Source organism: Streptomyces sp. ME19-01-6 (assembly GCF_033793745.1).
Classification (GTDB): Bacteria; Actinomycetota; Actinomycetes; order Streptomycetales; family Streptomycetaceae; genus Streptomyces.
Genome location: NZ_JARAXF010000003.1, coordinates 332,787 through 354,318 on the forward strand (window position 1 = coordinate 332,787; position 21,532 = coordinate 354,318).

The window sequence follows — 21,532 nt, forward strand, 5'->3', positions numbered from 1 at the left end:
GACCGTTACTGCTCCTGGCTGAGGCGCTTGTTCAGCTCGTCCTCGACCGACTTGGCCGCGTCCGTCGGCGACTTGCCCTTCAGCACGGCGGTCATATAGGTCTTGATCGGGTTCGGGGCGTTCTCCACCGGGGCCCACTCGGGGATCAACGGGGTGGTGCCGCCGCCCGCTGCGGCGGGCGCGGCGGCCTCGGCCGCGGCGTTGCCCTTGAGCTGGGACTGCAGCGACTCCTTGTCGGGGATCACGCCGCCTTCCTTCGCCAACTGCCCCTCGTAGGTGTCCGACAGCGCGATCCTCAGGAACTCCTTGGCCAGCTCCTGCTTCTCGCTGCCCGCCGCGACCGCGAGGTTGGAGCCGCCGAGGAAGACGCCCTCCGGCTTGTCCGCGGTCTCCCCCGGGATGGTGAAGTAGCCGATGTCCTGCTCGATCTTCGGGTTGGCCTTGATGGCGGTGGCCGCCTCCCAGCCCATCCCGATGAAGGCGCCGGTCCTGCCCTTGGCGAAGACCTCGGCCTGCTGCGGGGTGGCCTCGTCCTTGTCCTTCGGGGCCTCGCTGAAGGACTGGTACTGCTTGTAGATGTCCATGGCCTTGGCGACCTTGGCGTCGGCGAGATTGGAGACCCACTTGGCGCCGTCCTTCTTGACGAGGTCGGCGCCGGTGCCGATGGTCAGCCCGTCGAAGAAGTACCAGTTCTGGCCCGGCAGATAGATCGGCTCGGCGTCCGTCTTCTGCTGGATCGCCTCGAGGTCCCGGAAGAACTCGGTCCGGGTCTTGGGGGTGTTCTTGATCCCGGCCTGGGCCCAGATCTTCTTGTTGTAGACCACCACACGGTTGGCCGCGTACCACGGGGCGGCGTACTGCTTGCCGTCGTAGACCGCGGACTTGTTGAGCGAGTCGGCCCAGTCAGCGCCGATCGACTCCTTCAGGTCGGTCAGCTCGGCGAGGCCGCCCGTCTGAGCATAGGCAGGTGTCTGCGTGCTGCCGATCTCGATCACATCGGGCGGGTCGGACTCCGAGAGCGCGGTGGTCACCTTCTGCTGGATGCCGTTCCACTGCTGGACCTCCAGCTTCAGCTTTGCGCCCGTCTTCTTCTCGAACGCCGCCTTGACGTCCCTCGTCCAGCCGTCGGGGGTGGACCCGTCCATCGCCCATACGGTCAGCGTCTGGCCCTTGAAGCCGTCCGCCCCGGTCTTCTCGTCGTCATCGCCGGCCCCGCAGGCCGCGACGGTCACCAGCATCGCCGCGACACCCGTCGCCGCAAACAGCCCACGCTTCACAGCTCACTCCTCAAAGGACCGGAAGAGAGGTTTAATGGTTTAGACCAGTGCCCGCAGCTTGGCCTAGACCTTTAGGGGTGTCAAGGGTGACCAAGAGTCGCCATCGGCTCCGTTACCGGACCGACACCTGACGACATTCGGGCCGAGCAGCCGCTCACGGCCAAGGCCGTGCCACGATGTGAGCCGCTGAAAACGGAGGAGCCGGTGACCGCAGCAGACCAGGGGTCGGAAAGGCGCGCGATGGAGACCGAGGGGGCGACGGCGGCGGCCGCGACGGCTACCACAGCCACGACAGCCACAGCCGAGGGCGGCACCAGCCCTGCCAACAGCTCCGGCAACAGCCCCGGCGGTACGCGCACCGCGCGCGTGCCCAAGTACTACCGCCTCAAGCGGCACTTGCTGGAGATCACCGAGACCCTGCCGCCCGGCACCCCGGTCCCTCCCGAGCGCACCCTCGCCTCCGAGTTCGACACCTCCCGGACGACCGTGCGGCAGGCGCTTCAGGAACTGGTCGTCGAGGGGCGGCTCGAACGGATCCAGGGCAAGGGCACCTTCGTGGCCAAGCCCAAGGTTTCCCAGGCCCTTCAACTGACCTCGTACACCGAGGACATGAAGGCCCAGGGCCTGGAACCCACCTCCCAGCTCCTGGACATCGGCTACGTGACCGCCGACGACCGGCTCGCCGGGCTCCTGGACATCGCGGCCGGCGGCCGGGTGCTGCGCATCGAGCGGCTGCGGCTGGCCAGCGGCGAGCCCATGGCCATAGAGACCACCCACCTGTCGGCGAAGCGCTTCCCCGCGCTGCGCCGCAGCCTGGTCAAGTACTCCTCCCTCTACACGGCCCTGGCCGAGGTGTACGACGTCCACCTCGCGGAGGCCGAGGAGACCATCGAGACCTCGCTGGCCACCCCGCGCGAGGCGGGGCTGCTGGGCACCGATGTCGGGCTGCCGATGCTGATGCTCTCGCGCCACTCGCTGGACGCGGCGGGCGAGCCGGTGGAGTGGGTGCGGTCGGTCTACCGCGGGGACCGCTACAAGTTCGTGGCCCGGCTGCAGCGGCCGAACGGCTGAGCCCACGCCACCAAAGTCACGTCCGGCGTCCTTATCTTTCCCATACCGATATACGGACGGGTAGTGACGTCCACCTGACCTCTGGCTTAGATTTCCTGCGCATTAAGCAAATGATCAGTCACTTACGCAGGTGCCCAGCCGCGGGACGGAGCCGCCGCCAATGTCAGGAACACCCGGTACGCAAGGCAGGAGACCGGTCGTCACGCCCTCGCGCGTCGTGGCCGGTCTCTGCCTGATCGCCCCCTTTGTGGCGATGCTGTGGGTCGGCTCGTACGCCAAGATCGAGCCCACCTTCATCGGCATCCCGTTCTTCTACTGGTACCAGATGCTCTGGGTGCCCGTCTCGGCCGCGCTGACGACGGTCGCGTACATCCTGGTCCGCCGTGAGAAGCGGGCGCTGCGCTCGGCGGAGCAGGCACAGAAGGGAGGTGCGGCGGAATGAAGAACGACGTCAACGGCGTCGCACTCGCCGTCTTCATCTTCTTCTTCGTGGCCGTCACGGTCATGGGCTTCCTGGCCGCGCGCTGGCGAGCGGCCGAGAACGCCAACAACCTCGACGAGTGGGGCCTGGGCGGCCGCAGCTTCGGCACCTGGATCACCTGGTTCCTGCTCGGCGGCGACCTCTACACCGCGTACACCTTCGTCGCCGTCCCGGCGGCCATCTACGCGGCGGGCGCGTCCGGCTTCTTCGCCGTCCCGTACACCATCCTGGTCTACCCGCTGATCTTCCTCTTCCTGCCCCGGCTCTGGTCGGTGTCGCATAAGCACGGGTACGTCACCACCTCGGACTTCGTCCGCGGCCGCTTCGGCTCCAAGGGCCTGTCGCTGGCCGTCGCGGTCACCGGCATCCTCGCCACCATGCCGTACATCGCCCTCCAACTCGTCGGCATCCAGGCGGTGCTGGACGTGATGGGCGTGGGCGGCGGCGAGAACACCAACTGGTTCATCAAGGACCTGCCGCTGCTGATCGCCTTCGGCGTGCTCGCCGCGTACACCTACTCCTCGGGTCTGCGCGCCCCCGCGCTCATCGCCTTCGTCAAGGACACGCTGATCTACATCGTCATCGTGGTGGCGATCATCTACATCCCGATCAAGCTGGGCGGCTTCGACGACATCTTCGCCAAAGCGGGCCACTGGTTCTCCGAGCCGAACCCGAAGACCGGGGCGCCACGCGGCGCCCTGGCCAGCGGCGAGAAGGCCCAGTGGGCCTACGCCACCCTTGCCCTGGGCTCGGCGCTCGCGCTGTTCATGTACCCGCACTCGATCACCGCGACGCTCTCCAGCCGCAGCCGCGAGGTGATCCGCCGCAACACCACGATCCTGCCGCTGTACTCCCTGATGCTGGGCCTGCTGGCGCTGCTCGGCTTCATGGCGATCGCGGCGGGCGTGAAGGTGGACAACAACCAGCTCGCCATCCCGCAGCTGTTCGAGGACATGTTCCCGGACTGGTTCGCCGGCGTGGCCTTCGCCGCAATCGGCATCGGCGCGCTGGTCCCCGCGGCCATCATGTCCATCGCGGCGGCGAACCTCTTCACCCGCAACATCTACAAGGACTTCCTGCGGCCGAACGCCACGCCCGAGCAGGAGACGAAGGTCTCCAAGCTGGTCTCGCTGCTGGTCAAGGTCGGCGCGCTGATCTTCGTGCTCGGCATGGACAAGACCGTCGCGATCAACTTCCAGCTGCTGGGCGGCGTCTGGATCCTGCAGACCTTCCCGGCCCTGGTGGGCGGCCTGTTCACCCGCTGGTTCCACCGCTGGGCGCTGCTGGCCGGCTGGGCGGTCGGCATGGTCTACGGCACCTGGAAGGCGTACGACACCCCGGCCGCCACCCAGAAGCACTTCGGCAACGTCGCCGAGATCCCCGGCATCGGCGAGATCGGGTACATCGGCTTCACGGCCTTCGTGCTCAACGTCGCCGTGGTGGTCGTCCTCACCCTCGTCCTGCGCGCCGTCAAGGCCCCGGACGGTGTCGACGAGACGTCGCCCGCCGACTACAAGGCGGACGCGGGCGACCCGGGCGTCAAGGCCGAGCTCCCCCCGGCCACGGCGGGCGCTCCCGGCGGCCACTGACGCCTCGGCCGCTTCGTATCGACGGGCCGCCGTCCTCCCTGAGGGGACGGCGGCCCGTTCGCATGCACCGCGACCACGCAACCTCGATCGTGCGGGCGACATCCCTACCAGTATGGAAAAGCGCGCGGAATCCACGGGTGTCTTCGGCTGCGTGGTGGCGGTGGTCGGCGGGGCCGTGGGATTGGCGGCGTGGCTGCGGGGCTCGCGCCCCGGGATTCAGGGTTCCTTCGAGGGGGAGCGCGACTTCAGCCTGCTGTATGTGGAACTGCCGCTCATGATGTTCGGCGTCCCCCTGCTCACGTACGCCATGTGGGCGTTGGCGCGGACCACGCTGCGGCACCGGATGGGGCGTACGGCGTGGGTGGTGGCGTCGGGTGCGGTGGTGGCGGCCACGCTGGCCGGGCTGGCGTGGGGGTGTTCGGAGTGGCTTGCGGTGCGGGTCCGGGACTTCGTGCACGTCGGCGACCTGTAGTCGGTAGCCGAGCGGGTCTCAGCGGCGGCGAGCACGGTGAGCATCTGCTCCGCCGCGTCGAAGGCGATGACGGCGTCGAGGGGGTTGGAGCAGGTGGGCGAGCAATAGTTCCCGAGTTCTGCGTTCGTCCCCCAGCTCCTGGCACGACTGAGAGTGCCTGGACCTGGGCCCATCACCTCGTCCGGGTGACTGCAGGCTGTTCTGACCCAACCTCGCCCCTGGTGCGCAACCCTCATCCCTGTCGCTGCGACACAAGGTCGAGCTGCACAACCTCACCGGCCGTATGGTCGAGTGCCCGCTGGACGAGATGAACCGGCCGCGGGCCTCGGTGGAACCGCAGTTGCGGATCCCGCCAGGCGGAGCGGAGATCGAGGCGCTGTTCGCGGGGTGGCGTGAGGAGCTGGTGACCTGCCGCAAATTCGGCCCGGCCGCCCGTAATTACGCGGTGGCCCGGCTGGCGGCGGACGTGGGACTGCGGATCAACGAGGCACGGATGCTCGACCTGGACGACGTCCGGTGGGGGCTGGGCCGCTTCGGTAAGCTCAACGTCCGGCACGGCAAGGGCTCCCGGCGACGGGGCCCGAAGCCGCGACTGGTGCCACTGATCAACGGTGCCGACCGCAACCTGCGGTGGTTCATCGAGGACGTGTGGGGCCACTTTGACGCCGACCACACCAGGCCGGGCGCCCCGCTGTTCCTCTCCGAGCGCAAGAACCGGGACGGTTCCTGCTCGCGGGCGACTGCGGATGTCTACCGCCGGTCGTTGGCCGAGGCCGCCGCTCAGCACCTGCCGATCCGGGCCGGGAAGCTCACCCCGCACGTGCTGCGGCACTTCTGCGCCTCCCAGCTCTATCTCGCCGGCATGACCTTGTTCGTGATCCAGGAACTACTCGGACATACCTGGACCGGAACCACGGCCCGGTACATCCACGTCCACGGCACCCATGTCGAAGCCGCCTGGGCAGCCGGGCAGCAGCGCACCACCGACCGATGGAAAGGTCTGGTCCAGTGAAGTGGAACCTTCGCCTGGCGGCCGCCAACCGCGGCATCTGGAAGGCCGGCGAACTCCAGCGGATGCTCGCCGGACGCGGCGTTGTGATCAGTGCGGGGAAGATGTCGGGCCTGTGGTCCGGCCAGCCGAACACCGTCAAGCTCGACGAGCTGGACGTCATCTGCGCGGTGCTCGGCTGCAGCGTCGAGGAACTGCTCCTGCCCGAGCCGGAGCGAGTGCCAGAGCCAACGCCGGCGACCGACTCACAGGCCACCGCGGTGGGCCAGCCCCGGGCCATCACCCCGCGTCCCCGCACCGGCAGGTCCCTGCCTCCTCGATGAACTGCGTGCACTGCGGCAAGCCGCTGCCCGAAGGATCGCGGCGAGACCGGGCCTACTGCGACCGCACCGTCGCTCGTCCTGTGCGCGATGGACGGCCTGACGGCGGTGCTGGAGAATCGCCCGCCCGGCAAGCCCGTGAAGCTCACCGAAGTCCGTACGCGAATACCGCGACACGCTTCCAGCCATCGGGTCGCCGAGGTCCTCACCGACCTGGAACTGCTCGAAGACGACACCACCTTGGCGATCCGCCCCTGGATCGACGACCGCACCGCCGAACTGCCCGCCGGGTTCGCCAGCGACGTCCGTGCCTGGCTGCTGGTCCTCCTCGACGGTGACAGCCGTGCCAAGCCCCGGTCCCGCACCTGTCTCTACGTCTACTTCGGCAGCGTCCGACCCCTGCTGGGCCGCACTCGCTCGCCAGCGGATTGCCTCCTTCCGCAACGTCGAAGTCGAGACGTCGATGTTTGAGGAGTGGGACGACCGCGGTCGACGCTTCGTTGTTCTCGTGGCCGCGTCGTCGTGGCACTGGGTCGACCCGTCGATTGGCTGGCAGCGAGGCACGTACCTGCACGCTTTTCGGCACGGGTCGTTCGTCCTGCCTGACCTCCATCGGCCGGTCTCGCCCCTGTGCCCGCCCTGGTGTTCAGTGTTCGAGTCGGCCGGCTGTTGACCCTCGACTTGGTGGAGGGCTCAGAGTTCTGGGTGTGGAGAGCGAGATGCGCAGTATTGGTGAGATGGCCCGGGACAGTGGCCTGAGTGTGAGCGCCCTGCGGTTCTACGACGGTGCTGGCCTGTTGGTCCCGACCTGGGTGGATCCGGTGAGCGGCTACCGCTGGTACGGCCCCGAGCAGCTTGAAGAGTCCCGATTGCTGGCCCGGCTGCGCCGCGCGGGTATGCCGTTGGCGGACATTCGGCTGGTGCTGGCCGGCTGGTCCAGCGCGGACACCGACCTGGTACGGAAGCTGCTTCAGGCGCATCTGCGCCGTCTTGAACTGGGGTTGTCCGATGCCCGCAGTGAGTTCTCCACGCTCCGAGCGCTACTCGAATACAGGGAGAATCCCATGACCATGCTCCGCACCGCCACTGCCCGGCTGGCTGTCTCCGCGCCCGAGCTGGCCGCCGCGGTGGACGCGGTCCGCTTCGCCGCCAGTACCGACCCGGAGCTGCCGACGCTCGGCGGCCTCCTGTTCGACATCGAGGGTGAGGTACTGCACGTCGTGGCCACCGACCGGTACCGGATGGCTGTCGCACAAGCCGGAACCACTGGCCATGGCGGACCCCGTGTGCAGGTCATCGTGCCGTCCCCGCTCGCCGATGCGATGCGGGCGCTACTGAGCGACGACGCGTCCGTCCAGCTCACTGTGGACGGTGACCGCGTGGCCCTGGAGACGGGGGACCGTCAGGCCGCCGGCCAGTGCCTCGATCACGACTTCCCTGACTACCGCCGCCTCGTCCGCCTGCCGGCAGGGCGCCGCGCCCTCGTCGATGTCACGGCTTTCCGGGAGGCGGTGCAAACCGGCCCCGTCCGTGCAAGCGAGGTGCGCGGGCAGGACGGTGTTCCCTGTGACCTCAGCGTGCTCAAGGTGGCGGCCGACGGCGTGGTGATCGTCTGCGAAGACGGTGACGACGGCGAGGACCACGTCGCCGTCAACCGCGAGTTCTTGCTGCATGCCCTCGCCGCCGGAGACCGGGAACAGCTGATCCTGGAGTTCGGTGCCCCTACGGCGCCCCTGGCGATCCGCCGGACCGACACCGAGGACACCTTTTCGATACTGATGCCTGTCCGCCTGGAGAACTAACCACTGGGACGGACACTCGGTCACTGTTGATGGTCAACTTGGGGACGGGTTCAAGGCGCTGCAGTTGTAGTCCTTGGGCTCGGCCTCTGCGGTGCGGGGGCCGGGCAACGTGGCCGCAGCGAGATCGAGGCGAGCGTCCATGTCGAGGTTGACCTCACCGTACATCTCCTTATCTGGACATTTTCGAGTAACGCCTGAACCGGCGCCGTGGCGATCGAGGTGCAGGGTTCGTTGGGCCATTCGAGTGGAGGCTCAGGGAGGCCGATGTGCGGGTGGTCAAGGACCGTGATGGCGGTGTCGTTCGGCGAGTGCGGTTGGTCGACGGCAACGGTGAGTTGGTCGCGGCGGCCTGCCGGTTCCTGATCATCTGGTCGACCGGGGTTTCTCGTCGCACAACGCGAGTTCCGGAGCCGGGATGCCTTGCGGCTGCTGGCGTTCCTGCGGCGGGCACCGTCGCGTCGGCCCGCCCCCCGATGCAGATGCGCCTTGACCCCGCACTTGCCCGGGTGCCGGACCGGCATCAGCCGTTCATGGGCCGCGCGAGCCGTCAGCAGCCGATGCGCCGCACGGTGACGGTCAAGCAGCCGCGGCGACTGCCGCGTCCGGTGGACGAGGCGGTGCTGGAGCAGTTCATCGGCAGTCTGAAGCGGCTGCGGGACCTGGCGGTGTTCCTGCTGATGCTGGACGGCGGACTGCGGCCGGGCGAGCTGTTGTCGCTGCACCTGGACGACGTCTCCTACGGCCGGCGCCGGGTGACGGTCCGCAAACGCGACGACCACCCGCGCGGGGTCCGCGGCAAGTCCCGCACCGAGCGGGTGGTGGACCTGCACGAGCCTCGCACCCTGGACGCGGTCAGCCGCTACGTGATGCACGAACGCCCGCCCGACGCGACCAGCCCGTTCGTGTTCCTGGTCGGAGGCAAAGGCGCCCTGCTCAATATGCGGGGCGCACGCCCCGGTTGTCACGGGGGTCAACTCCCCCACATGGAAAGGTGATCGAGAGTGAGCACCGAAGGGCGACCGCTGCGCGCCGACGCACGACGGAACAGGGAGCGCGTCCTGCGCACGGCCCGCGAGGCCTTCGCCGCCGAGGGCATCGCGGTCCCGCTGGACGAGATCGCCCGCCGGGCGGGGTCGGACCGGGCACGGTCCACCGCCATTTCCCCACCAAGGAGGCGCTGTTCGAGGCGGTCGTCCGCGAGCACCTGGAGCAGTTGACGCGCGAAACCCGCGCCGCCCTGGCGGACACGGCGGCCGGGCCGGCGTTCTCCGCCTTCCTCACCAAGATGACCTCGGAAGCCGACGCGAAGCAGGACCTGTCCGAGGCGATCACCGAAGCGGGCGGACACATGGGCCCCGAAACCGAGGGCCTGGCGGCGGAGCTGCGCGAGGTGTTCGACACACTGCTCCACCCGCGCCCAGGCGGCGGGGCGGTACGGAAGGACGTGGACGTGGCCGATGTGCAGGCCATCGTCGTGGGCGCACTGGTGGCCGGACGCCGACGCGGCAGGAGCGACCGGCCCGGGAGGCCGGCAGAGGTGATCTTCGACTGCCTGCTCCCCCGCGAGGCCGGCCTCGAAAAACGGCACTGACAGGCCGGCGGCCGGCGAGTGACACCGACCGGCATCCCTCGCTCTGGTACTGAGTGAAGCGTGCTGTTCAGCTCGGCCCCGGGCGCGCGGCGGTCGCGGCGGCGACGGCAACGGCGAGCGGGTCGCGCGAAGGGTGGTCGAGCAGGTCCTCAAGATCCGTACCGGCGTTGTCCAGGAAGCCGTGGCGGATGCTGGTGGCGATCGAGGAGAGCATCGGCGGCTGGAACGGCAACACCCCCGGCGCGTCCAGGAGCCTGCGCCGGTATTCGCCCAATCCGATGGTGTGGTGGGCCACTCCAAGGCGATCGGCGACAGCGGGGGCTGTGATCGGCGCGCCGACGAGGTCGTAGACGCGCTCACGGTGCCGCTCCGGATCGCCTGCGACGAGCGCCGCCACGTCGGCCAGGTCCTCACGGGCCACGGCGGACAGAGCGCCCTCACCGAACGCGGATTCCACCGCATCGCCGTTCCACATCAACAGGGCGCCGAAGAGTTCGGCGTACAGGCCGTTGCGCAGCATCGTCCACCTCAGGCCACTGTCCTTGACCAGCCGTTCCGTCGCACGGTGCGCCGGCGCGAAGCCGAGGTGGTCGCCGGCGCCGGTGAGGCTCGTGTAGATGACGTGCTGGACGCCGTCGCGGGCGGCGGCGTCCAGCACGTCCGCATGCCGGCGGATCACCTGATCGTCCTCCGCGTAGCCCGCGGAGACCAGTACGAGCGTCGAGACACCGGTCAGACCGATGCCGGACGGCTTGTCGAAGTCGAGGAGCCGCATTCCTTCGCCGGGCGTACGGCTGCCGCCGATGGCATCCACACCGCGGGCCCGCAGCGCCGCGAGCGTGAGTGAGCCGAGGTTTCCGTTCGCGCCGGTCACCAAGATCATGGGGTCGAAGTCTCCTTCATGGTTCTCTTCAGTAACTACGATGGGATCTTGACCCGCCCGGCTATCGGCCACAAGAAGGCAGTTTGATGTCACTCACGCACACCGGAGTAACCCCCGGGCCCGCCGAACTCAGCCCCTGCGGACAGAAGGACCACCCCGACTGCGGCATCCGGGACGTGTTGGACCGGATCGGCGACAAGTGGTCGGTCCTCGTCATCGTCGAGCTCGCCGGCGGGCCACGGCGCTTCCGGGAACTGCAACGGGCGATCGACGGCATCTCCCAGCGCATGCTGACTCTCACGGTGCGCAGGCTGGAGCGCGACGGGCTCGTCCTCCGCACGGTGTACCCCACGGTCCCGGCCCAGGTCGACTACCGCCTCACCGAAACCGGCGCGAGCCTCACCCACCTGGTCAAGGCGCTCGCCGAATGGTCCCTGGCCCACCGATCCGTCATCGCCGAAGCCCGTCGCGAGTACGACCAGAGGGAACAGACGCCCATGCGCAGCGCCGAGGCGGGCCACCTTGACCAGTAAGGGCTCTCAGCGCCTGGTGGTGCTGTTGAACAGCGAGCGCGACCAGACGTAGCCGACCAGGGCGACGCCGGCGCACCAGGCGAGCGAGATCCAGCCGTTGTTGCCGATCTCCGAGCCGGAGAGCAGGCCGCGCAGTGTCTCGGTCATCGGCGTGAACGGCTGGTTCTCGGCGAACCAGCGCAGGCCCGGCGACATCGAGTCGGCCGGCACGAACGCGGAGCCGAGGAACGGCAGGAACTGGACCAGCAGCGGCTTGTTGCTCGCGGACTCGACGGTCTTGGAGATCAGGCCGAGCGCCGCCGACAGCCAGGTCACGGCGAACGCGATGGCCGCGAGGAGGCCGGCGGCGGCCAGCCACTCCAGTGGGTTCGCGTCCGACCGGAAGCCGACGGCGAGCGCGACGCCCACGACCGGGACGAGGCACACCATCGTCTGGATGACGCTGCCGACGACATGTCCCGTCATGAACGACGAGCGCGTGATGTTCATGGTGCGGAAGCGGTTGATGATGCCCTCGGTCATGTCGGAGCAGACCGCGATCGAGGTCGACATCGAGCCTGCGGCCACCCCCATGATGATGACGCCGGGCGTCAGATAGTTCAGATACGCGTCCCGGTCGCCGCCCACGCCGGCGCCCATCGAGTCGCCGAAGGCGTACACGAACAGCAGCAGCATCATGATCGGCATCATGGCGCTGCCGAACCCCACGGCCGGATACCGGATCGCGTGCTTGAGGTTGCGCCGCAGCATCGTCATCGAGTCGTGCACGGCGTAGGCGAGGATGCTCATCGCTGGGTCTCCTTGACGTGAAGCGGGGTGCTGGTGCCGGTTTCGGTGGTGCCGTCGCCGGTCAGGGCGAGGAACACGTCATCGAGGTCGGGGGTGTGCACGGAGAAGTCGGCGGCCCGGATGCCGACGGCGTCGAGCCGGTCGAGCAGGGCGCGCAGCGCGTCGAGGCCGCCGTCGCCCGCCACGCGCAGGGCGAGGTTCTCGTCGTCTCGGGTCGCGCCGGGGAAGGCGCCGGCCGCGCGCTCGTACTCGGCGGACTCGGTGAACCGCAGCCGTACGTGGCTGCCGGGGATCTGCGCCTTGAGCTCGTCGGCGGTGCCTTCGGCGACGATCCGGCCGCCGTCGAGCACGGCGATCCGGTCGGCCAACTGGTCGGCTTCCTCCAGGTACTGGGTGGTGAGGAAAACGGTGGTGCCGCCCGCGACCAGCGAGCGCACCGTGTCCCACATGGTGCGTCGGCTGCGTGGATCGAGCCCGGTCGTCGGCTCGTCCAGGAAGATCACCTGGGGGTCACCGACCAGCGTCATGGCGAGGTCGAGCCGGCGCCGCATACCGCCGGAGAAGGTCGCGGCCCGCTTGTGCGCGACGTCCGCGATGTCGAACCGCTGAAGCAACTCCCTGCTACGGGACCGTCCTTCACGCTTGCCGAGGCGCAGCAGATCGGCCATGAGGAGCACGTTCTCCTCCGCGGTGAGCAGGTCGTCGAGCGCGGAGAACTGCCCGGTGACACCGATCGCGGCGCGCACCCCGTCCGGTGACGTGGCGACGTCGTGGCCCGCGACCTGGGCCTGCCCGCCGTCGGCGGCGATGAGCGTGGACAGGATCTGCACGGTGGTGGTCTTGCCGGCGCCGTTGGGCCCGAGCAGTGCGAACACGGACCCGGCCGGGATGCGCAGATCGATGCCGTCGAGCACGGTCTTGTCGCCGTACGCCTTGCGCAGACCGATGGTGGAGACGGCGGCGGGCGACGGCCGGTCGCCCTCGCGATTAGACGTGGGCATGACAGATGAAGGCATGGAGCCCTCCCGTTCGGAGGCTGAAGTGACTGAGGGAGTGAGGGAGTGAGGGAGCCTGGGAAGCCGTGCTCAGGGCCGGGCGCGGCGCACGTCGATGTTGCCCCAGCGGGTCCGGGCGCGGACCTTGACGGTGTCCTCGGTCGCCGCCGGAGGTTCGGAGTCGGCGAGCGCATTGCGCACCTGCCCGCGCTCGGAGCTGACGTCGAGCCAGGCGGCGGTGCCCTCGCGGATACCGATCTCGATGAGGCCGTAGGCGGTCTCCAACTGGACGGTGCCGCGGACGGCTTCGCCGACGCGCAGGGCGCCGCCGGCGGTGGTGGCGGTAACCGAACTCTCGGCGCTCTCGATGTCGATGTCGCCGTGGGCGCCGCTCACCCGCAGGTCACCGATCGCGGTGCCGACGGTCGTCGTGCCATGCGAGTTCTTCAGGACGGCGCTGCCCTCGACGGTGCCGACGCGCAGGCTGCCGGAGCTGGAAGTGATCTCGGCGTTGCCCTCGACCCGGTCGACGACGATCGAACTGTGCGAGACGGTCAGCTGGAGCGGCCCGGTCGTGTCGAGGCGGACGTCACCGCCCGAGGTCTTCACCCGGACCTCGCCGAGCCGGCCCTCGCCGAATACCTGGGCCCAGGACCCGGTGATGCCGACGTGCGAGCCCGTGGGCAGTTCGACCGTCACCTCGACGATGCCGGACGGTCCGATGAAGCGGCGCTCCTTCGTCCTGACGGTCAGGACGCCGCTCGCGTACGTGACCTCGGTCTGCTCGGCGGCCTGCACATCCTTGTCCCGCTTCGCGTTGCCCGGCCGTACCTCGACGGCGGTGTCGAGGCGGTCGCTCGCGGTGAACCGGATGGAACCGGCGCCCACGTGGGCGGTGACCGAAATCGGTTCGGGAGTGTCGAAAGAAGGCATGGCTGTACCGTCCTCATGAGTCCTTGGATCGTCCCCGCTGGTGGGACGTGGTGTGGGTGCAGTGCTTTGTTCGGGGGCGGGCGCGGCTAGCGCACCCAGCCCGTGAAGCTCTGTCCGAGGGTGCGAGCCTTCTCCGTCGTACGCGGCCGGGTGGTGCCGTCGACCGCGGCCGACACGGCCCGCACCAGCCACGCGTTGACCGACAGGCCCTCGCGACTCGCGGCCTCCTCGGCGCGCGCCTTGAGGTGGGCCGGCAGCCGCAGATTGACGCGGGCGGTGCCGCCCTCGTCGCCGTCGGCGGGCGCCGGCGCCGCGAGCGGTTCGACGGGCGCGGCGGCCGCTTCCATGGGGCCGCTGTCGGCGGGCGGCAGCGTCACCACGAAGTCGGGGTCGAGTCCGCGCAGCCGTACGTCGACCGAGCCGGGGGCGAGCTCGCGGGTGATCTCGTCCATCGCGGCGGAGAGCACATTGAGCATGGTCAGACGGGTCGCCGACTCCAGAGGAGCGGTGAGCCGCTCGGCCAGCTCGCGGGCATCTTCCCCGCCGGCTTCGGCGGCCACCGCGAGTTCACGGCGGAGGGTGTCGACATACGGGGTGAGGTCCATGACGTCATGGTGGCACCACTATGGTGCCATGCGCAAGCCCGGGTGGCGCCTTGCAGGGGGTGAACGTGAGGGCGATGCCCTGACCTGCGGAAAGATGAAGGGGTCGGCCCGGGCCCATGTGGCGCCATGCACGCCCATGCACCTTTCGAAGCATGGAATGGCACCGGATGACGCCAAGCGGCGCCACCCTCGATGCCATGTGATGCCGTGATCAGGTTCTCAGGCGAGGAAGGCGACCGTCTCGGCAAGTGGGGCTCGGTCCGTACGGACGGAACACGTCGTGGCGTCCTCGAACCCGATCGACATACCGCAGAACAGGATGAGCCCCTCCGGGGGTGACACGACCTCCGCGACTGTCCCGCGGTACACCGACCACGCCATCTGCGCGCAGCTGTGCAGCCCTTCGGCACGGAGCAGCAGCATGACGGTCTGCAGGTACATACCGACATCGACCCACTGGGCCGGACCCATATGGCGGTCGATGTAGCAGAGCAGCAGAGCCGGTGCGCCGAAACAATCCCAGTTCGCGGCGATGGCCCTCTGGCGTGCCTGCTTGTCGTCCCGGGGAACGCCGAGCGCGGCGTAGCGCTGCTCGGCGGCGGCGGCCCGGCGCTCCCGGTACGGACTCCTCAGCTCGGCCGGATACATGGCGTACTCGCGCTCGTCCCCGGGATCGCCCGAGGCCACGCGCTCGGCAACGCGCTTCTTGAGCTCGGCCAACGGCGCGCCGGTCAGCACGTATGTGTTCCACGGCTGCAGATTCCCTCCGGACGGCGCTCGGGCAGCGGCCGAAAGCACCCGCTCGAGCACCTCCCTCGGGACGGGCTCGTCCGTGAACCCGCGCACCGCCCGTCGGCTTGCGACCGCCTCATAGACGTCCAAGAGCAATGACCTCCCACATCGGCTTACTGTGTTGACGATCGAGGACAGGGAAAGGTGACCGGTGGACGCGCAGGACGGACTCGCCCGCAGTTTCGAGACGCATCGCGACCGCCTGCGAACGGTCGCCTACCGCATGCTCGGCTCACTCAGCGAGGCGGACGACGCCGTCCAGGAAGCGTGGCTGCGGCTGGCCCGTGGCAACACCGACGGCGTGGCGAACCTGGGCGGCTGGCTGACGACGGTCGTGTCCCGGATCTGCCTCGACATGCTGCGCTCCCGCGCGTCACGACGAGAGGAACTCGCGGGCCACCAGATGCCCGACCAGAACCCGGACCCCGATCAGAGCGGTGCCCCGGAACAAGAGGCGTTGCTGGCCGAATCGGTCGGCCGCGCCCTGCTGATCGTGCTGGACAGACTGGGCCCCGCCGAGCGGGTCGCTTTCGTGCTGCACGACATGTTCGCCGTGCCGTTCGACGAGATCGCGCCCATCGTCGATCGCTCCCCGGCCACCACCAAGAAGCTCGCCAGCCGCGCGCGCCGCAAAGTGCGGGGGGCTCCCGCGCTTCCCGATATGGAGCTCGTCCGCCAGCGGCACGTGGTCGAGGCGTTCCTGACCGCTTCGAGGTCCGGCGACATCGACGGGGTACTCACGGTCTTGGCCCCCGATGTCGTACGACGGGCCGACCGAGCCGCCCTTCCCCCGGACAGGCCGACCGAGGTCCGTGGCGCGCGGGCCGTGGCGGAGGAGATCGCCGCCTTCGGACGGAACTCGCGTTTCGCGGAGCCGGCGCTTGTCAACGGCGCCGTGGGGATCGTGGTCGCGCCGCGGGGCCGACTGCGGCTCGTCCTCGCGGTCACTGTTGTCGGCGAGCGGATCACCGCGTACGAGCTGATCGCCGATCCCGCCCGACTTCACCAGCTCGACCTGGCCGTGCTCGACGGAGCGACCGCCCCCGGCGGTTGATCAGGCCGCGATGGGCAGCGCAGCGCCAAAGCGGGCCACCTCGACCACCTCAGATGAGTTTTCGGGGGCATGCCGGGTCTACACGCACAAGGATGGCGTGAAGGCCTCGGAACACCCCCAGGAGATGTGATGAGCACCGTGGTGATGCACAACGTCGTATCCGTGGACGGTTTCATCGCCGACGCGGACGATCAAGTCGGCCCTCTGTTCGACTGGTACTCCAACGGCGACGTCGAGCTCGGCCCGTTCGCGAAGGTCTCACAGGTCTCGGCCGAGTACGTCGGGCCGATGTTGGCGAACATCGGGTCGATGGTGGTCGGGCGGCACGTGTTCGATATGACCAACGGCTGGGAGGGGTCGCCCCCGGCGGGGGAGCACATGGTCGTGGTGTCGCACCGGCCCAAGCCCGACGGGTGGCATCCCGAGGCGCCGTACCACTTCGTCGACGATGTGGCACGGGCGGTCGCGAAGGCCAAGGAGCTCGCGGGGGAGCGCATCGTCGCCGTGGCGGCGGGCGACGTCGGCGGGCAGGCATTCGCTCTCGGCCTGGTGGACGAGGTGGCGATGGACGTCGTGCCCGTGGTCTTGGGCTCAGGCAAGCGGTACTTCGGGTCGGTCGCCGCCCAGCATCTGCTGGAGGACCCGCACACGGTGATCCAGGGCGACCGGGTGCTGCACCTGCGCTATCGAGTCCGCCGCTAGCGAGAGCCGCGCCTTACGAGCGGACCTTCTGACGGTCACCACCCGTAAGACACTTTGCCTTCTCTTTACAACCCGCTCCACCGCTCCCTCGTCTCTCCGCTCGATCCGTAACTCAGCCCGCCGAGTACTCGTACCGCCGGGCGGACCGACGAGAGAGAGCGATTCAATGCGCCGAACTGTCCTCAGCGCCGTGGCACTCGCGTGCACCGCCGTGCTGGCGAGCACCGTCCCCGCGTTCGCCGACGAGGCGACCCCGGCCCCGACCAAGGCCCCGACCACCGCCGTCCCGACCCCCCGCGAGGAACCGACCAAGGCCCCGGCCACCCAAGCGCCCGCCGACGCCACCCCGGCTCCCCGCGACGAAAAGGCCCACAAGCGGCCGTCCAAACCCCAGGTTCGCGAGGTGCCGAAGGGCGCGCCGAACACCGGGGTGACGGCGGAGGAGTCCTCGGATTCCGGGACCGATGCCGGGCTGATCGGCGGGGGCGCCGCCGCGGTGCTCGTCGCGGGTGGCGCGGCGGTGTTCGTCGTACGTCGCCGGCGGGCGACCGGGGCATGACCCCGGTCTCCAGGCGCGCGTTCGCCACCGCGGCGATGACCTCGATGGCCTCGCTGCTCGTGGGCTGTGGTGGCGGCGACGAGGCCAAGCAGACCTCGCGGGCGACGCAGGGCACGACCGGACGCGCCACGCGTACGCCACCGCCTTCCTCGACCCCGGTGAAGGCGGCGCGTGCCCTTGGGCGTTCGGTCCCGGTCAGGCTGCTGATCCCGGCCATCGGGGTGGACACCCCGGTCATGCGGCTGGGGTTGGCGGCGGACGGCAGTGTGCAGGTACCCCCGATCACGGCGCACGACCGGGCGGGCTGGTACCGGCACTCGCCGACACCCGGGCAGGTCGGCCCGTCGGTCATCCTCGGCCATGTCACGGTCGGCGCCTACGGGGACGGGGTCTTCCGTCACCTCGCGCGGCTGCACCGGGGCGACCGGATCGAGGCGCGCCTGGAGAACGGCACGCGGGCGGTGTTCACCGTCAGCTCCGTACGGACGGTCGCCAAGGCGGACTTCCCGGCGGACGACGTCTACGGGAACGTGGACCGCCCGGAGCTGCGGCTGATCACGTGCGGCGGCCCCCGTACCGGCGACGCGTACCGCGACAACGTGATCGTCTTCGCCGCGCTGAGCTCCACCAGCCCCTGACCCACCCCCCACTGGATCCCGGGCCGACGGAACGTACGCCGACGGCCCGGGATCCCTCCCGACACGTGCCATCACGGCCATGGAGAGTGTTGAAACGGTCCCGTGACAAGGCGGCGTCCGAGCTGTTCGCCGCCCTCTATCCGCGCCTCGCCGGCTGGTGCCGCCGGCTCGTCGACGACGACGAGACGGCCCACGAGATCGCCTCGGAGGCGTTCACCCGGCTCTGGGCCCGCTGGACCTCCGTGGAGGAACCCCGCGGCTTCCTCTACGTCACCGCGGCCAACCTCGTCCGGGACCACTGGCGCAAGCTGGAGCGCGAACGCAAAGCCCTGCGCCGTGCCACCGCCGAAGCCGCCGTCCGCCCCCACGCCGAACAGGCCGACCCGTCGGTACGCCTGCTCGTCCAGTCCCTGCCGGAACGACTGCGCGTCCCGATCCTCCTGCACTACTACGCTGACATGCCGGTCCGGGACGTGTCCGTACTGACCGGGCGCAAGGAAGGAACCGTCAAGGCCGACCTCCACGCGGCCCGCGAACTGCTCCGCGCCCACCTGAGGAGAAGCCTTGACCACACGCCTTGACGACGGCCCGGAGTACGAACCCGACGACCCCCTCACGGTGATCCTGCGCCCCCCTTCCGACCACCTCGGCCCGCCCCCCGGCCGATACGAGGCCATCCGCCGTACCGCCGCCCGCCGCCGAATCCTCCGCGCCGCCGCCGGAGTCGGCCTGGCCTGCGCCGCCGCGGCCCTCATCGCGCTGCCGCTCAGCCTGGTGACGCGGGAGACACGCGAGACACCGGCGCCCCCGACGGTCCCCCTCGCCCCACCGACCACGAGCGGTCGTACCGCGCACCCGACCCCGACCCCGACTCCGACACCGCCGGCGACCTCCACCCCGTCGGAGTCGCCCGGGCGCGTCAGCCCCCGCCCCGACCAGAGGCCCGGGCCCGCCGACTCCACCCTCGCACCGTCGGCGACCCCGACCTCGCCGCGGGACGAGCCGTCGAAGCGTCGGGCCGGCACCGTCACCGAACCGAGCAGGTCTCAGTGATTTGAGGCCGGCATTCTGTTGTCGGTGCCGTGCGGGACACTGCCGATATGGACATGACGATCAGGCGGGCGCGCGACGAGGAGCTGGACGGGATCGGCGAGCTCACCGCGCAGGCGTATCTCGGGGACGGGCTGCTGGAGTTCGGCGAAAGCGACTCGTATCTGGCCCAGCTGCGCGACGCCGGGCGGCGAGCCGAGCTGGCGGAGGTGCTGGTCGCGGCCGACGCGGAGAGCGATGAGGTGCTGGGCGCGGTGGCCTTCGCGGTGTACGGCGGGGCTTACGCGGAGCTGGCGCGGCCGGGCGAGGGGGAGTTCCGGATGCTGGCCGTGCATCCCGAGGCGCGGCGGCGCGGGGCGGCGGAGGCGCTGGTGCGGGCGTGTCTGGGCCGGGCGCGGGAGCTGGGCCTGGAGCGGATCGTGATCTCCAGCCAGCAGAAGATGGCCGCCGCGCACCGGCTGTACGGACGGCTGGGGTTCGTACGGGCCCCGGAGCGGGACTGGGAGCCGATACCGGGGATCAGTCTCTGGGCCTTCACCGTGGAGCTGTAGCCGGGCGGGGCCTTTGTGGCGTGCCGGCGGTCGGCCGCAGGACCGCGCTGGAGGCGCCCCGCCGGGTCGGCTTGCGGGACCGGTCAGCCCGACCGGCTCAGCCGGTCGGGGCGGCGGCCTGCTCGGCGAGATCGCGGAAGGCGCACGCCGCGGGGGACGCGCTGTCGTCGGCCGCGGCGGCGGAAAAGGCGAGTGCCGGTGTCCGGCGCAGGCGGGGGCGCAACGGCCTGGCCACGACCGCCGCGCCAGCGTCCCGGTGACCGATTCCGCGTTCATCGCCTGTATCCGCGGCGAGACTACGCGAGCCAGCCGCGCTCGCGGAGTGCGGCGGTGAAGGCGGCGTACGACTCGTCGAGCGCGGCGCGTTCCGTTTCGTCCGGTTCGATGTCCCGGCCCGTACGGACCATCGCGGCGGCGCTCGCCGCGAGGTCGGGGTGGAGGGTGCCGGAGGCGGCGAGGAGTGCGGCGCCGAAGGCGGTTTCGGCGTGGTCGGCGACGCGTAGGGGCATGCCGAGGGCGGTGGCGCGGATACGGGTCCACAGGGGGCTGCGGCTGCCACCGCCCGCCGCCCACAGCGGCCCCTCGACGGGTACGCCCAACTCCCGTACGCGCTCGATGGCGAGGCGTTCCAGGAAGGCGACGCCCTCCAGCTCGGCGCGGTGCCGGTCGGCCTCGTCGGCCGGGGTGCCGAGGAGGAAGCCGCGGGCCTCGCCGCTGACGAAGGGGAAGCGCTCGCCCTCGCGACGCAGGGGGTAGGCGACCACGGACGCGGGCCCGCGGGTGGCCGCGGCGCGGTCGAGGGCGGGGAGTTGGCCGGCGGGGAGGTGCGCGAGGGCTTCGCCGCCGGTGTTGGAGGCGCCGCCCGGCAGCCACCAGCCGTCGGGGTGGCGATGGCTGTAGAGCGCGCCGGTCGGGTCGGTGACCAGCTCGCGGGTCACGCCCTTGAGGACGTACGTGGTGCCGAGGACGCCCACGAACTGGCCGGGCCGGACGGCCCCGGTGGCGATCTGCCCGGCGCAGCCGTCCGTCATCCCCAGGCGGACGGAGCAGCCGACCGGCAGCCCGGTCTCGTGTGCGGCGGCCGCGCACACCGTGCCCACCTCGGTGGCGGGCGCCTGCACGGGCGGCAGCCACGCGGCCGGTACGCCCAGGGCGTCCAGGACCTCGGTGGGCCATTCGCCGACGCGGGCGTCGTAGCCGCTCTTGAGGGCGTGGCTCCAGTCGGTGGCGACCGGGCCTCCGGTGAGCCGCCGGCCGATGAGGTCGGGGGTGTGGAGGAGGTGGCCCAGGGCTGATGGCGTGCCGTCGCCCTCCTCCCCCACCAGCCACGCGATGCGCCCCAGGGCCGCCGTCGGGCCGACCGAGAGGCCGAGGGCCTGCCAGCGTGGGGCGCCGATCCGCTGGGCGCGGGCGTTGAGGTCGGCAGCGCGGCGGTCGTCGTACATCAGGGCCGGGCCGAGCGGCTCACCCGCGCCGTCCGCCAGGACGACCGTGCCGGAGGTCGCCGACGTGGCGACGGCCACCACCTCGCGGCCGCCCGCCGGGAGCGCCGCGGTCGCCCGCCGCAGCGCGGCCGCGACGGCGGGCCACCAGGCGCGGGCGTCCTGCTCGCTGTGGCCGCCCGCGCCGCGGCGCGGCGGGGGCAGCGGCTCGCGTGCCTCCGCGTGGACCCGGCCGTGCGCGTCGACGCACACCACGCGGACCGCCGCCGTGGCGATGTCGATGCCCGCCACGACCTCAGGGGCGGACGACGTTGTGCTCATAGCGGTCGGCTCCTTCGATGCGCGGCGCGGCCGTACTTCCCGGGGAGGGGCGGCACAACGGTGGACCTTGGGG

At 70.4% G+C, this 21,532-nt stretch carries 28 protein-coding genes; 19 read left to right on the top strand and 9 right to left on the bottom strand.

Going from position 1 to position 21,532, the window contains the following annotated elements; translation table 11 throughout:
- Positions 1–5 precede the first annotated feature (5 nt).
- Positions 6–1,277 (bottom strand): extracellular solute-binding protein, encoded by a 1,272-nt coding sequence (locus tag PV419_RS08085; RefSeq protein WP_319687084.1) that lies wholly within the window; start codon positions 1,275–1,277, stop codon positions 6–8.
- A gap of 240 nt (positions 1,278–1,517) precedes the next feature.
- On the opposite strand from PV419_RS08085, the gene PV419_RS08090 reads away from it, so the two are divergent.
- From PV419_RS08090 to PV419_RS08140, 11 genes are all read left to right on the top strand, one after another.
- Positions 1,518–2,348 carry a GntR family transcriptional regulator gene (locus tag PV419_RS08090; RefSeq protein ID WP_319687554.1) on the top strand — a complete coding sequence of 277 codons (831 nt, stop codon included), beginning with the start codon at positions 1,518–1,520 and terminating at the stop codon, positions 2,346–2,348.
- A 160-nt stretch (positions 2,349–2,508) separates the two neighbouring features.
- Positions 2,509–2,790 carry a DUF3311 domain-containing protein gene (locus tag PV419_RS08095; RefSeq protein WP_319687085.1) on the top strand — a complete coding sequence of 94 codons (282 nt, stop codon included), beginning with the start codon at positions 2,509–2,511 and terminating at the stop codon, positions 2,788–2,790.
- On the top strand, positions 2,787–4,418 hold the full coding sequence (mctP, locus tag PV419_RS08100; RefSeq protein ID WP_319687086.1) for a monocarboxylate uptake permease MctP: 1,632 nt from the start codon (positions 2,787–2,789) through the stop codon (positions 4,416–4,418). Before PV419_RS08095 ends, mctP begins: the two co-directional genes overlap by 4 nt.
- Before the next feature lie 112 nt (positions 4,419–4,530).
- Positions 4,531–4,890: a hypothetical protein gene (locus PV419_RS08105; protein ID WP_319687087.1), complete on the top strand. Its 360-nt coding sequence runs from the start codon at positions 4,531–4,533 to the stop codon at positions 4,888–4,890.
- 283 nt (positions 4,891–5,173) lie between these two features.
- Positions 5,174–5,902, top strand: coding sequence for a site-specific integrase (locus tag PV419_RS08110; RefSeq protein WP_319687089.1), 729 nt, complete (start codon positions 5,174–5,176; stop codon positions 5,900–5,902).
- Positions 5,899–6,222 (top strand): helix-turn-helix transcriptional regulator, encoded by a 324-nt coding sequence (locus tag PV419_RS08115; protein ID WP_319687090.1) that lies wholly within the window; start codon positions 5,899–5,901, stop codon positions 6,220–6,222. Before PV419_RS08110 ends, PV419_RS08115 begins: the two co-directional genes overlap by 4 nt.
- An 87-nt stretch (positions 6,223–6,309) precedes the next feature.
- On the top strand, positions 6,310–6,690 hold the full coding sequence (locus tag PV419_RS08120) for a hypothetical protein (RefSeq protein ID WP_319687091.1): 381 nt from the start codon (positions 6,310–6,312) through the stop codon (positions 6,688–6,690).
- 248 nt (positions 6,691–6,938) lie between these two features.
- Positions 6,939–8,021 carry a MerR family transcriptional regulator gene (locus tag PV419_RS08125; RefSeq protein ID WP_319687092.1) on the top strand — a complete coding sequence of 361 codons (1,083 nt, stop codon included), beginning with the start codon at positions 6,939–6,941 and terminating at the stop codon, positions 8,019–8,021.
- Between the two features lie 506 nt (positions 8,022–8,527).
- Positions 8,528–9,016 (top strand): tyrosine-type recombinase/integrase, encoded by a 489-nt coding sequence (locus tag PV419_RS08130; protein WP_319687093.1) that lies wholly within the window; start codon positions 8,528–8,530, stop codon positions 9,014–9,016.
- Positions 9,017–9,022: 6 nt separating this feature from the next.
- Entirely contained in the window at positions 9,023–9,238 is a 216-nt protein-coding gene (locus PV419_RS08135) for a hypothetical protein (RefSeq protein ID WP_415925256.1), read from the top strand.
- Positions 9,235–9,612 (top strand): hypothetical protein, encoded by a 378-nt coding sequence (locus tag PV419_RS08140; RefSeq protein ID WP_319687584.1) that lies wholly within the window; start codon positions 9,235–9,237, stop codon positions 9,610–9,612. Before PV419_RS08135 ends, PV419_RS08140 begins: the two co-directional genes overlap by 4 nt.
- Before the next feature lie 67 nt (positions 9,613–9,679).
- On the opposite strand, the gene PV419_RS08145 is transcribed toward PV419_RS08140, so the two are convergent.
- Positions 9,680–10,495, bottom strand: coding sequence for an NAD(P)H-binding protein (locus PV419_RS08145; protein WP_319687094.1), 816 nt, complete (start codon positions 10,493–10,495; stop codon positions 9,680–9,682).
- Between the two features lie 86 nt (positions 10,496–10,581).
- Between PV419_RS08145 and PV419_RS08150 the strand changes: the two genes are divergently transcribed.
- On the top strand, positions 10,582–11,028 hold the full coding sequence (locus PV419_RS08150; protein ID WP_319687095.1) for a helix-turn-helix domain-containing protein: 447 nt from the start codon (positions 10,582–10,584) through the stop codon (positions 11,026–11,028).
- A 6-nt stretch (positions 11,029–11,034) separates the two neighbouring features.
- Here the strand turns inward: PV419_RS08150 and PV419_RS08155 are convergent, their stop codons facing one another.
- The 5 genes from PV419_RS08155 to PV419_RS08175 all read right to left on the bottom strand — a co-directional run bounded on the left by PV419_RS08155 (position 11,035) and on the right by PV419_RS08175 (position 15,232).
- Entirely contained in the window at positions 11,035–11,817 is a 783-nt protein-coding gene (locus PV419_RS08155; protein WP_319687096.1) for an ABC transporter permease, read from the bottom strand.
- Complete coding sequence (locus PV419_RS08160; protein WP_319687555.1) at positions 11,814–12,818, bottom strand: ATP-binding cassette domain-containing protein; 1,005 nt, start codon at positions 12,816–12,818, stop codon at positions 11,814–11,816. Before PV419_RS08160 ends, PV419_RS08155 begins: the two co-directional genes overlap by 4 nt.
- 84 nt (positions 12,819–12,902) lie before the next feature.
- Entirely contained in the window at positions 12,903–13,745 is an 843-nt protein-coding gene (locus PV419_RS08165; RefSeq protein WP_319687098.1) for a DUF4097 family beta strand repeat-containing protein, read from the bottom strand.
- An 86-nt stretch (positions 13,746–13,831) separates the two neighbouring features.
- Positions 13,832–14,350 carry a toxin-antitoxin system HicB family antitoxin gene (locus tag PV419_RS08170; protein ID WP_319687100.1) on the bottom strand — a complete coding sequence of 173 codons (519 nt, stop codon included), beginning with the start codon at positions 14,348–14,350 and terminating at the stop codon, positions 13,832–13,834.
- Between the two features lie 219 nt (positions 14,351–14,569).
- On the bottom strand, positions 14,570–15,232 hold the full coding sequence (locus PV419_RS08175) for a nitroreductase (RefSeq protein ID WP_319687101.1): 663 nt from the start codon (positions 15,230–15,232) through the stop codon (positions 14,570–14,572).
- A 61-nt stretch (positions 15,233–15,293) separates the two neighbouring features.
- Here PV419_RS08175 and PV419_RS08180 point away from each other — a divergent pair, with 61 nt between their 5' ends.
- The 7 genes from PV419_RS08180 (at position 15,294) to PV419_RS08210 (ending at position 19,696) form a co-directional block, all read left to right on the top strand.
- Positions 15,294–16,196: a sigma-70 family RNA polymerase sigma factor gene (locus PV419_RS08180; RefSeq protein ID WP_319687103.1), complete on the top strand. Its 903-nt coding sequence runs from the start codon at positions 15,294–15,296 to the stop codon at positions 16,194–16,196.
- Between the two features lie 129 nt (positions 16,197–16,325).
- Positions 16,326–16,898, top strand: a complete 573-nt coding sequence (locus tag PV419_RS08185; protein ID WP_319687104.1) for a dihydrofolate reductase family protein — start codon at positions 16,326–16,328, stop codon at positions 16,896–16,898.
- A 166-nt stretch (positions 16,899–17,064) separates the two neighbouring features.
- On the top strand, positions 17,065–17,457 hold the full coding sequence (locus tag PV419_RS08190) for a sortase-dependent protein (RefSeq protein ID WP_319687105.1): 393 nt from the start codon (positions 17,065–17,067) through the stop codon (positions 17,455–17,457).
- Positions 17,454–18,095 carry a class F sortase gene (locus PV419_RS08195; protein ID WP_319687106.1) on the top strand — a complete coding sequence of 214 codons (642 nt, stop codon included), beginning with the start codon at positions 17,454–17,456 and terminating at the stop codon, positions 18,093–18,095. The genes PV419_RS08190 and PV419_RS08195 overlap by 4 nt, the downstream gene beginning before the upstream one ends.
- Before the next feature lie 89 nt (positions 18,096–18,184).
- The gene (locus tag PV419_RS08200; RefSeq protein ID WP_319687107.1) at positions 18,185–18,676 is read left to right on the top strand and encodes an RNA polymerase sigma factor; all 492 of its coding nucleotides are present in this window, start codon (positions 18,185–18,187) and stop codon (positions 18,674–18,676) included.
- The gene (locus tag PV419_RS08205; RefSeq protein ID WP_319687108.1) at positions 18,660–19,148 is read left to right on the top strand and encodes a hypothetical protein; all 489 of its coding nucleotides are present in this window, start codon (positions 18,660–18,662) and stop codon (positions 19,146–19,148) included. Before PV419_RS08200 ends, PV419_RS08205 begins: the two co-directional genes overlap by 17 nt.
- Positions 19,149–19,195: 47 nt before the next feature.
- Entirely contained in the window at positions 19,196–19,696 is a 501-nt protein-coding gene (locus PV419_RS08210) for a GNAT family N-acetyltransferase (protein WP_319687109.1), read from the top strand.
- Between the two features lie 97 nt (positions 19,697–19,793).
- Here the strand turns inward: PV419_RS08210 and PV419_RS08215 are convergent, their stop codons facing one another.
- The gene (locus tag PV419_RS08215; protein ID WP_319687110.1) at positions 19,794–19,931 is read right to left on the bottom strand and encodes a hypothetical protein; all 138 of its coding nucleotides are present in this window, start codon (positions 19,929–19,931) and stop codon (positions 19,794–19,796) included.
- Positions 19,932–19,992: 61 nt separating this feature from the next.
- Positions 19,993–21,459, bottom strand: a complete 1,467-nt coding sequence (locus PV419_RS08220) for an FGGY-family carbohydrate kinase (protein WP_319687111.1) — start codon at positions 21,457–21,459, stop codon at positions 19,993–19,995.
- Positions 21,460–21,532: the final 73 nt, after the last annotated feature.

Excerpts from the sequence above, each read along its gene's own strand:
- PV419_RS08195 (WP_319687106.1), top strand. The coding sequence starts at position 17,454 with ATGACCCCGGTCTCCAGGCGCGCGTTCGCCACCGCGGCGATGACCTCG.
- PV419_RS08095 (WP_319687085.1), top strand. The coding sequence starts at position 2,509 with ATGTCAGGAACACCCGGTACGCAAGGCAGGAGACCGGTCGTCACGCCC.
- PV419_RS08170 (WP_319687100.1), bottom strand. The coding sequence starts at position 14,350 with ATGGACCTCACCCCGTATGTCGACACCCTCCGCCGTGAACTCGCGGTG.
- PV419_RS08110 (WP_319687089.1), top strand. The coding sequence starts at position 5,174 with ATGGTCGAGTGCCCGCTGGACGAGATGAACCGGCCGCGGGCCTCGGTG.
- PV419_RS08155 (WP_319687096.1), bottom strand. The coding sequence starts at position 11,817 with ATGAGCATCCTCGCCTACGCCGTGCACGACTCGATGACGATGCTGCGG.
- PV419_RS08105 (WP_319687087.1), top strand. The coding sequence starts at position 4,531 with ATGGAAAAGCGCGCGGAATCCACGGGTGTCTTCGGCTGCGTGGTGGCG.
- PV419_RS08160 (WP_319687555.1), bottom strand. The coding sequence starts at position 12,818 with ATGCCCACGTCTAATCGCGAGGGCGACCGGCCGTCGCCCGCCGCCGTC.
- PV419_RS08190 (WP_319687105.1), top strand. The coding sequence starts at position 17,065 with ATGCGCCGAACTGTCCTCAGCGCCGTGGCACTCGCGTGCACCGCCGTG.
- PV419_RS08090 (WP_319687554.1), top strand. The coding sequence starts at position 1,518 with ATGGAGACCGAGGGGGCGACGGCGGCGGCCGCGACGGCTACCACAGCC.
- PV419_RS08185 (WP_319687104.1), top strand. The coding sequence starts at position 16,326 with ATGAGCACCGTGGTGATGCACAACGTCGTATCCGTGGACGGTTTCATC.
- PV419_RS08125 (WP_319687092.1), top strand. The coding sequence starts at position 6,939 with ATGCGCAGTATTGGTGAGATGGCCCGGGACAGTGGCCTGAGTGTGAGC.
- PV419_RS08120 (WP_319687091.1), top strand. The coding sequence starts at position 6,310 with ATGGACGGCCTGACGGCGGTGCTGGAGAATCGCCCGCCCGGCAAGCCC.
- PV419_RS08145 (WP_319687094.1), bottom strand. The coding sequence starts at position 10,495 with ATGATCTTGGTGACCGGCGCGAACGGAAACCTCGGCTCACTCACGCTC.
- PV419_RS08150 (WP_319687095.1), top strand. The coding sequence starts at position 10,582 with ATGTCACTCACGCACACCGGAGTAACCCCCGGGCCCGCCGAACTCAGC.
- PV419_RS08165 (WP_319687098.1), bottom strand. The coding sequence starts at position 13,745 with ATGCCTTCTTTCGACACTCCCGAACCGATTTCGGTCACCGCCCACGTG.
- mctP (WP_319687086.1), top strand. The coding sequence starts at position 2,787 with ATGAAGAACGACGTCAACGGCGTCGCACTCGCCGTCTTCATCTTCTTC.
- PV419_RS08220 (WP_319687111.1), bottom strand. The coding sequence starts at position 21,459 with ATGAGCACAACGTCGTCCGCCCCTGAGGTCGTGGCGGGCATCGACATC.
- PV419_RS08210 (WP_319687109.1), top strand. The coding sequence starts at position 19,196 with ATGGACATGACGATCAGGCGGGCGCGCGACGAGGAGCTGGACGGGATC.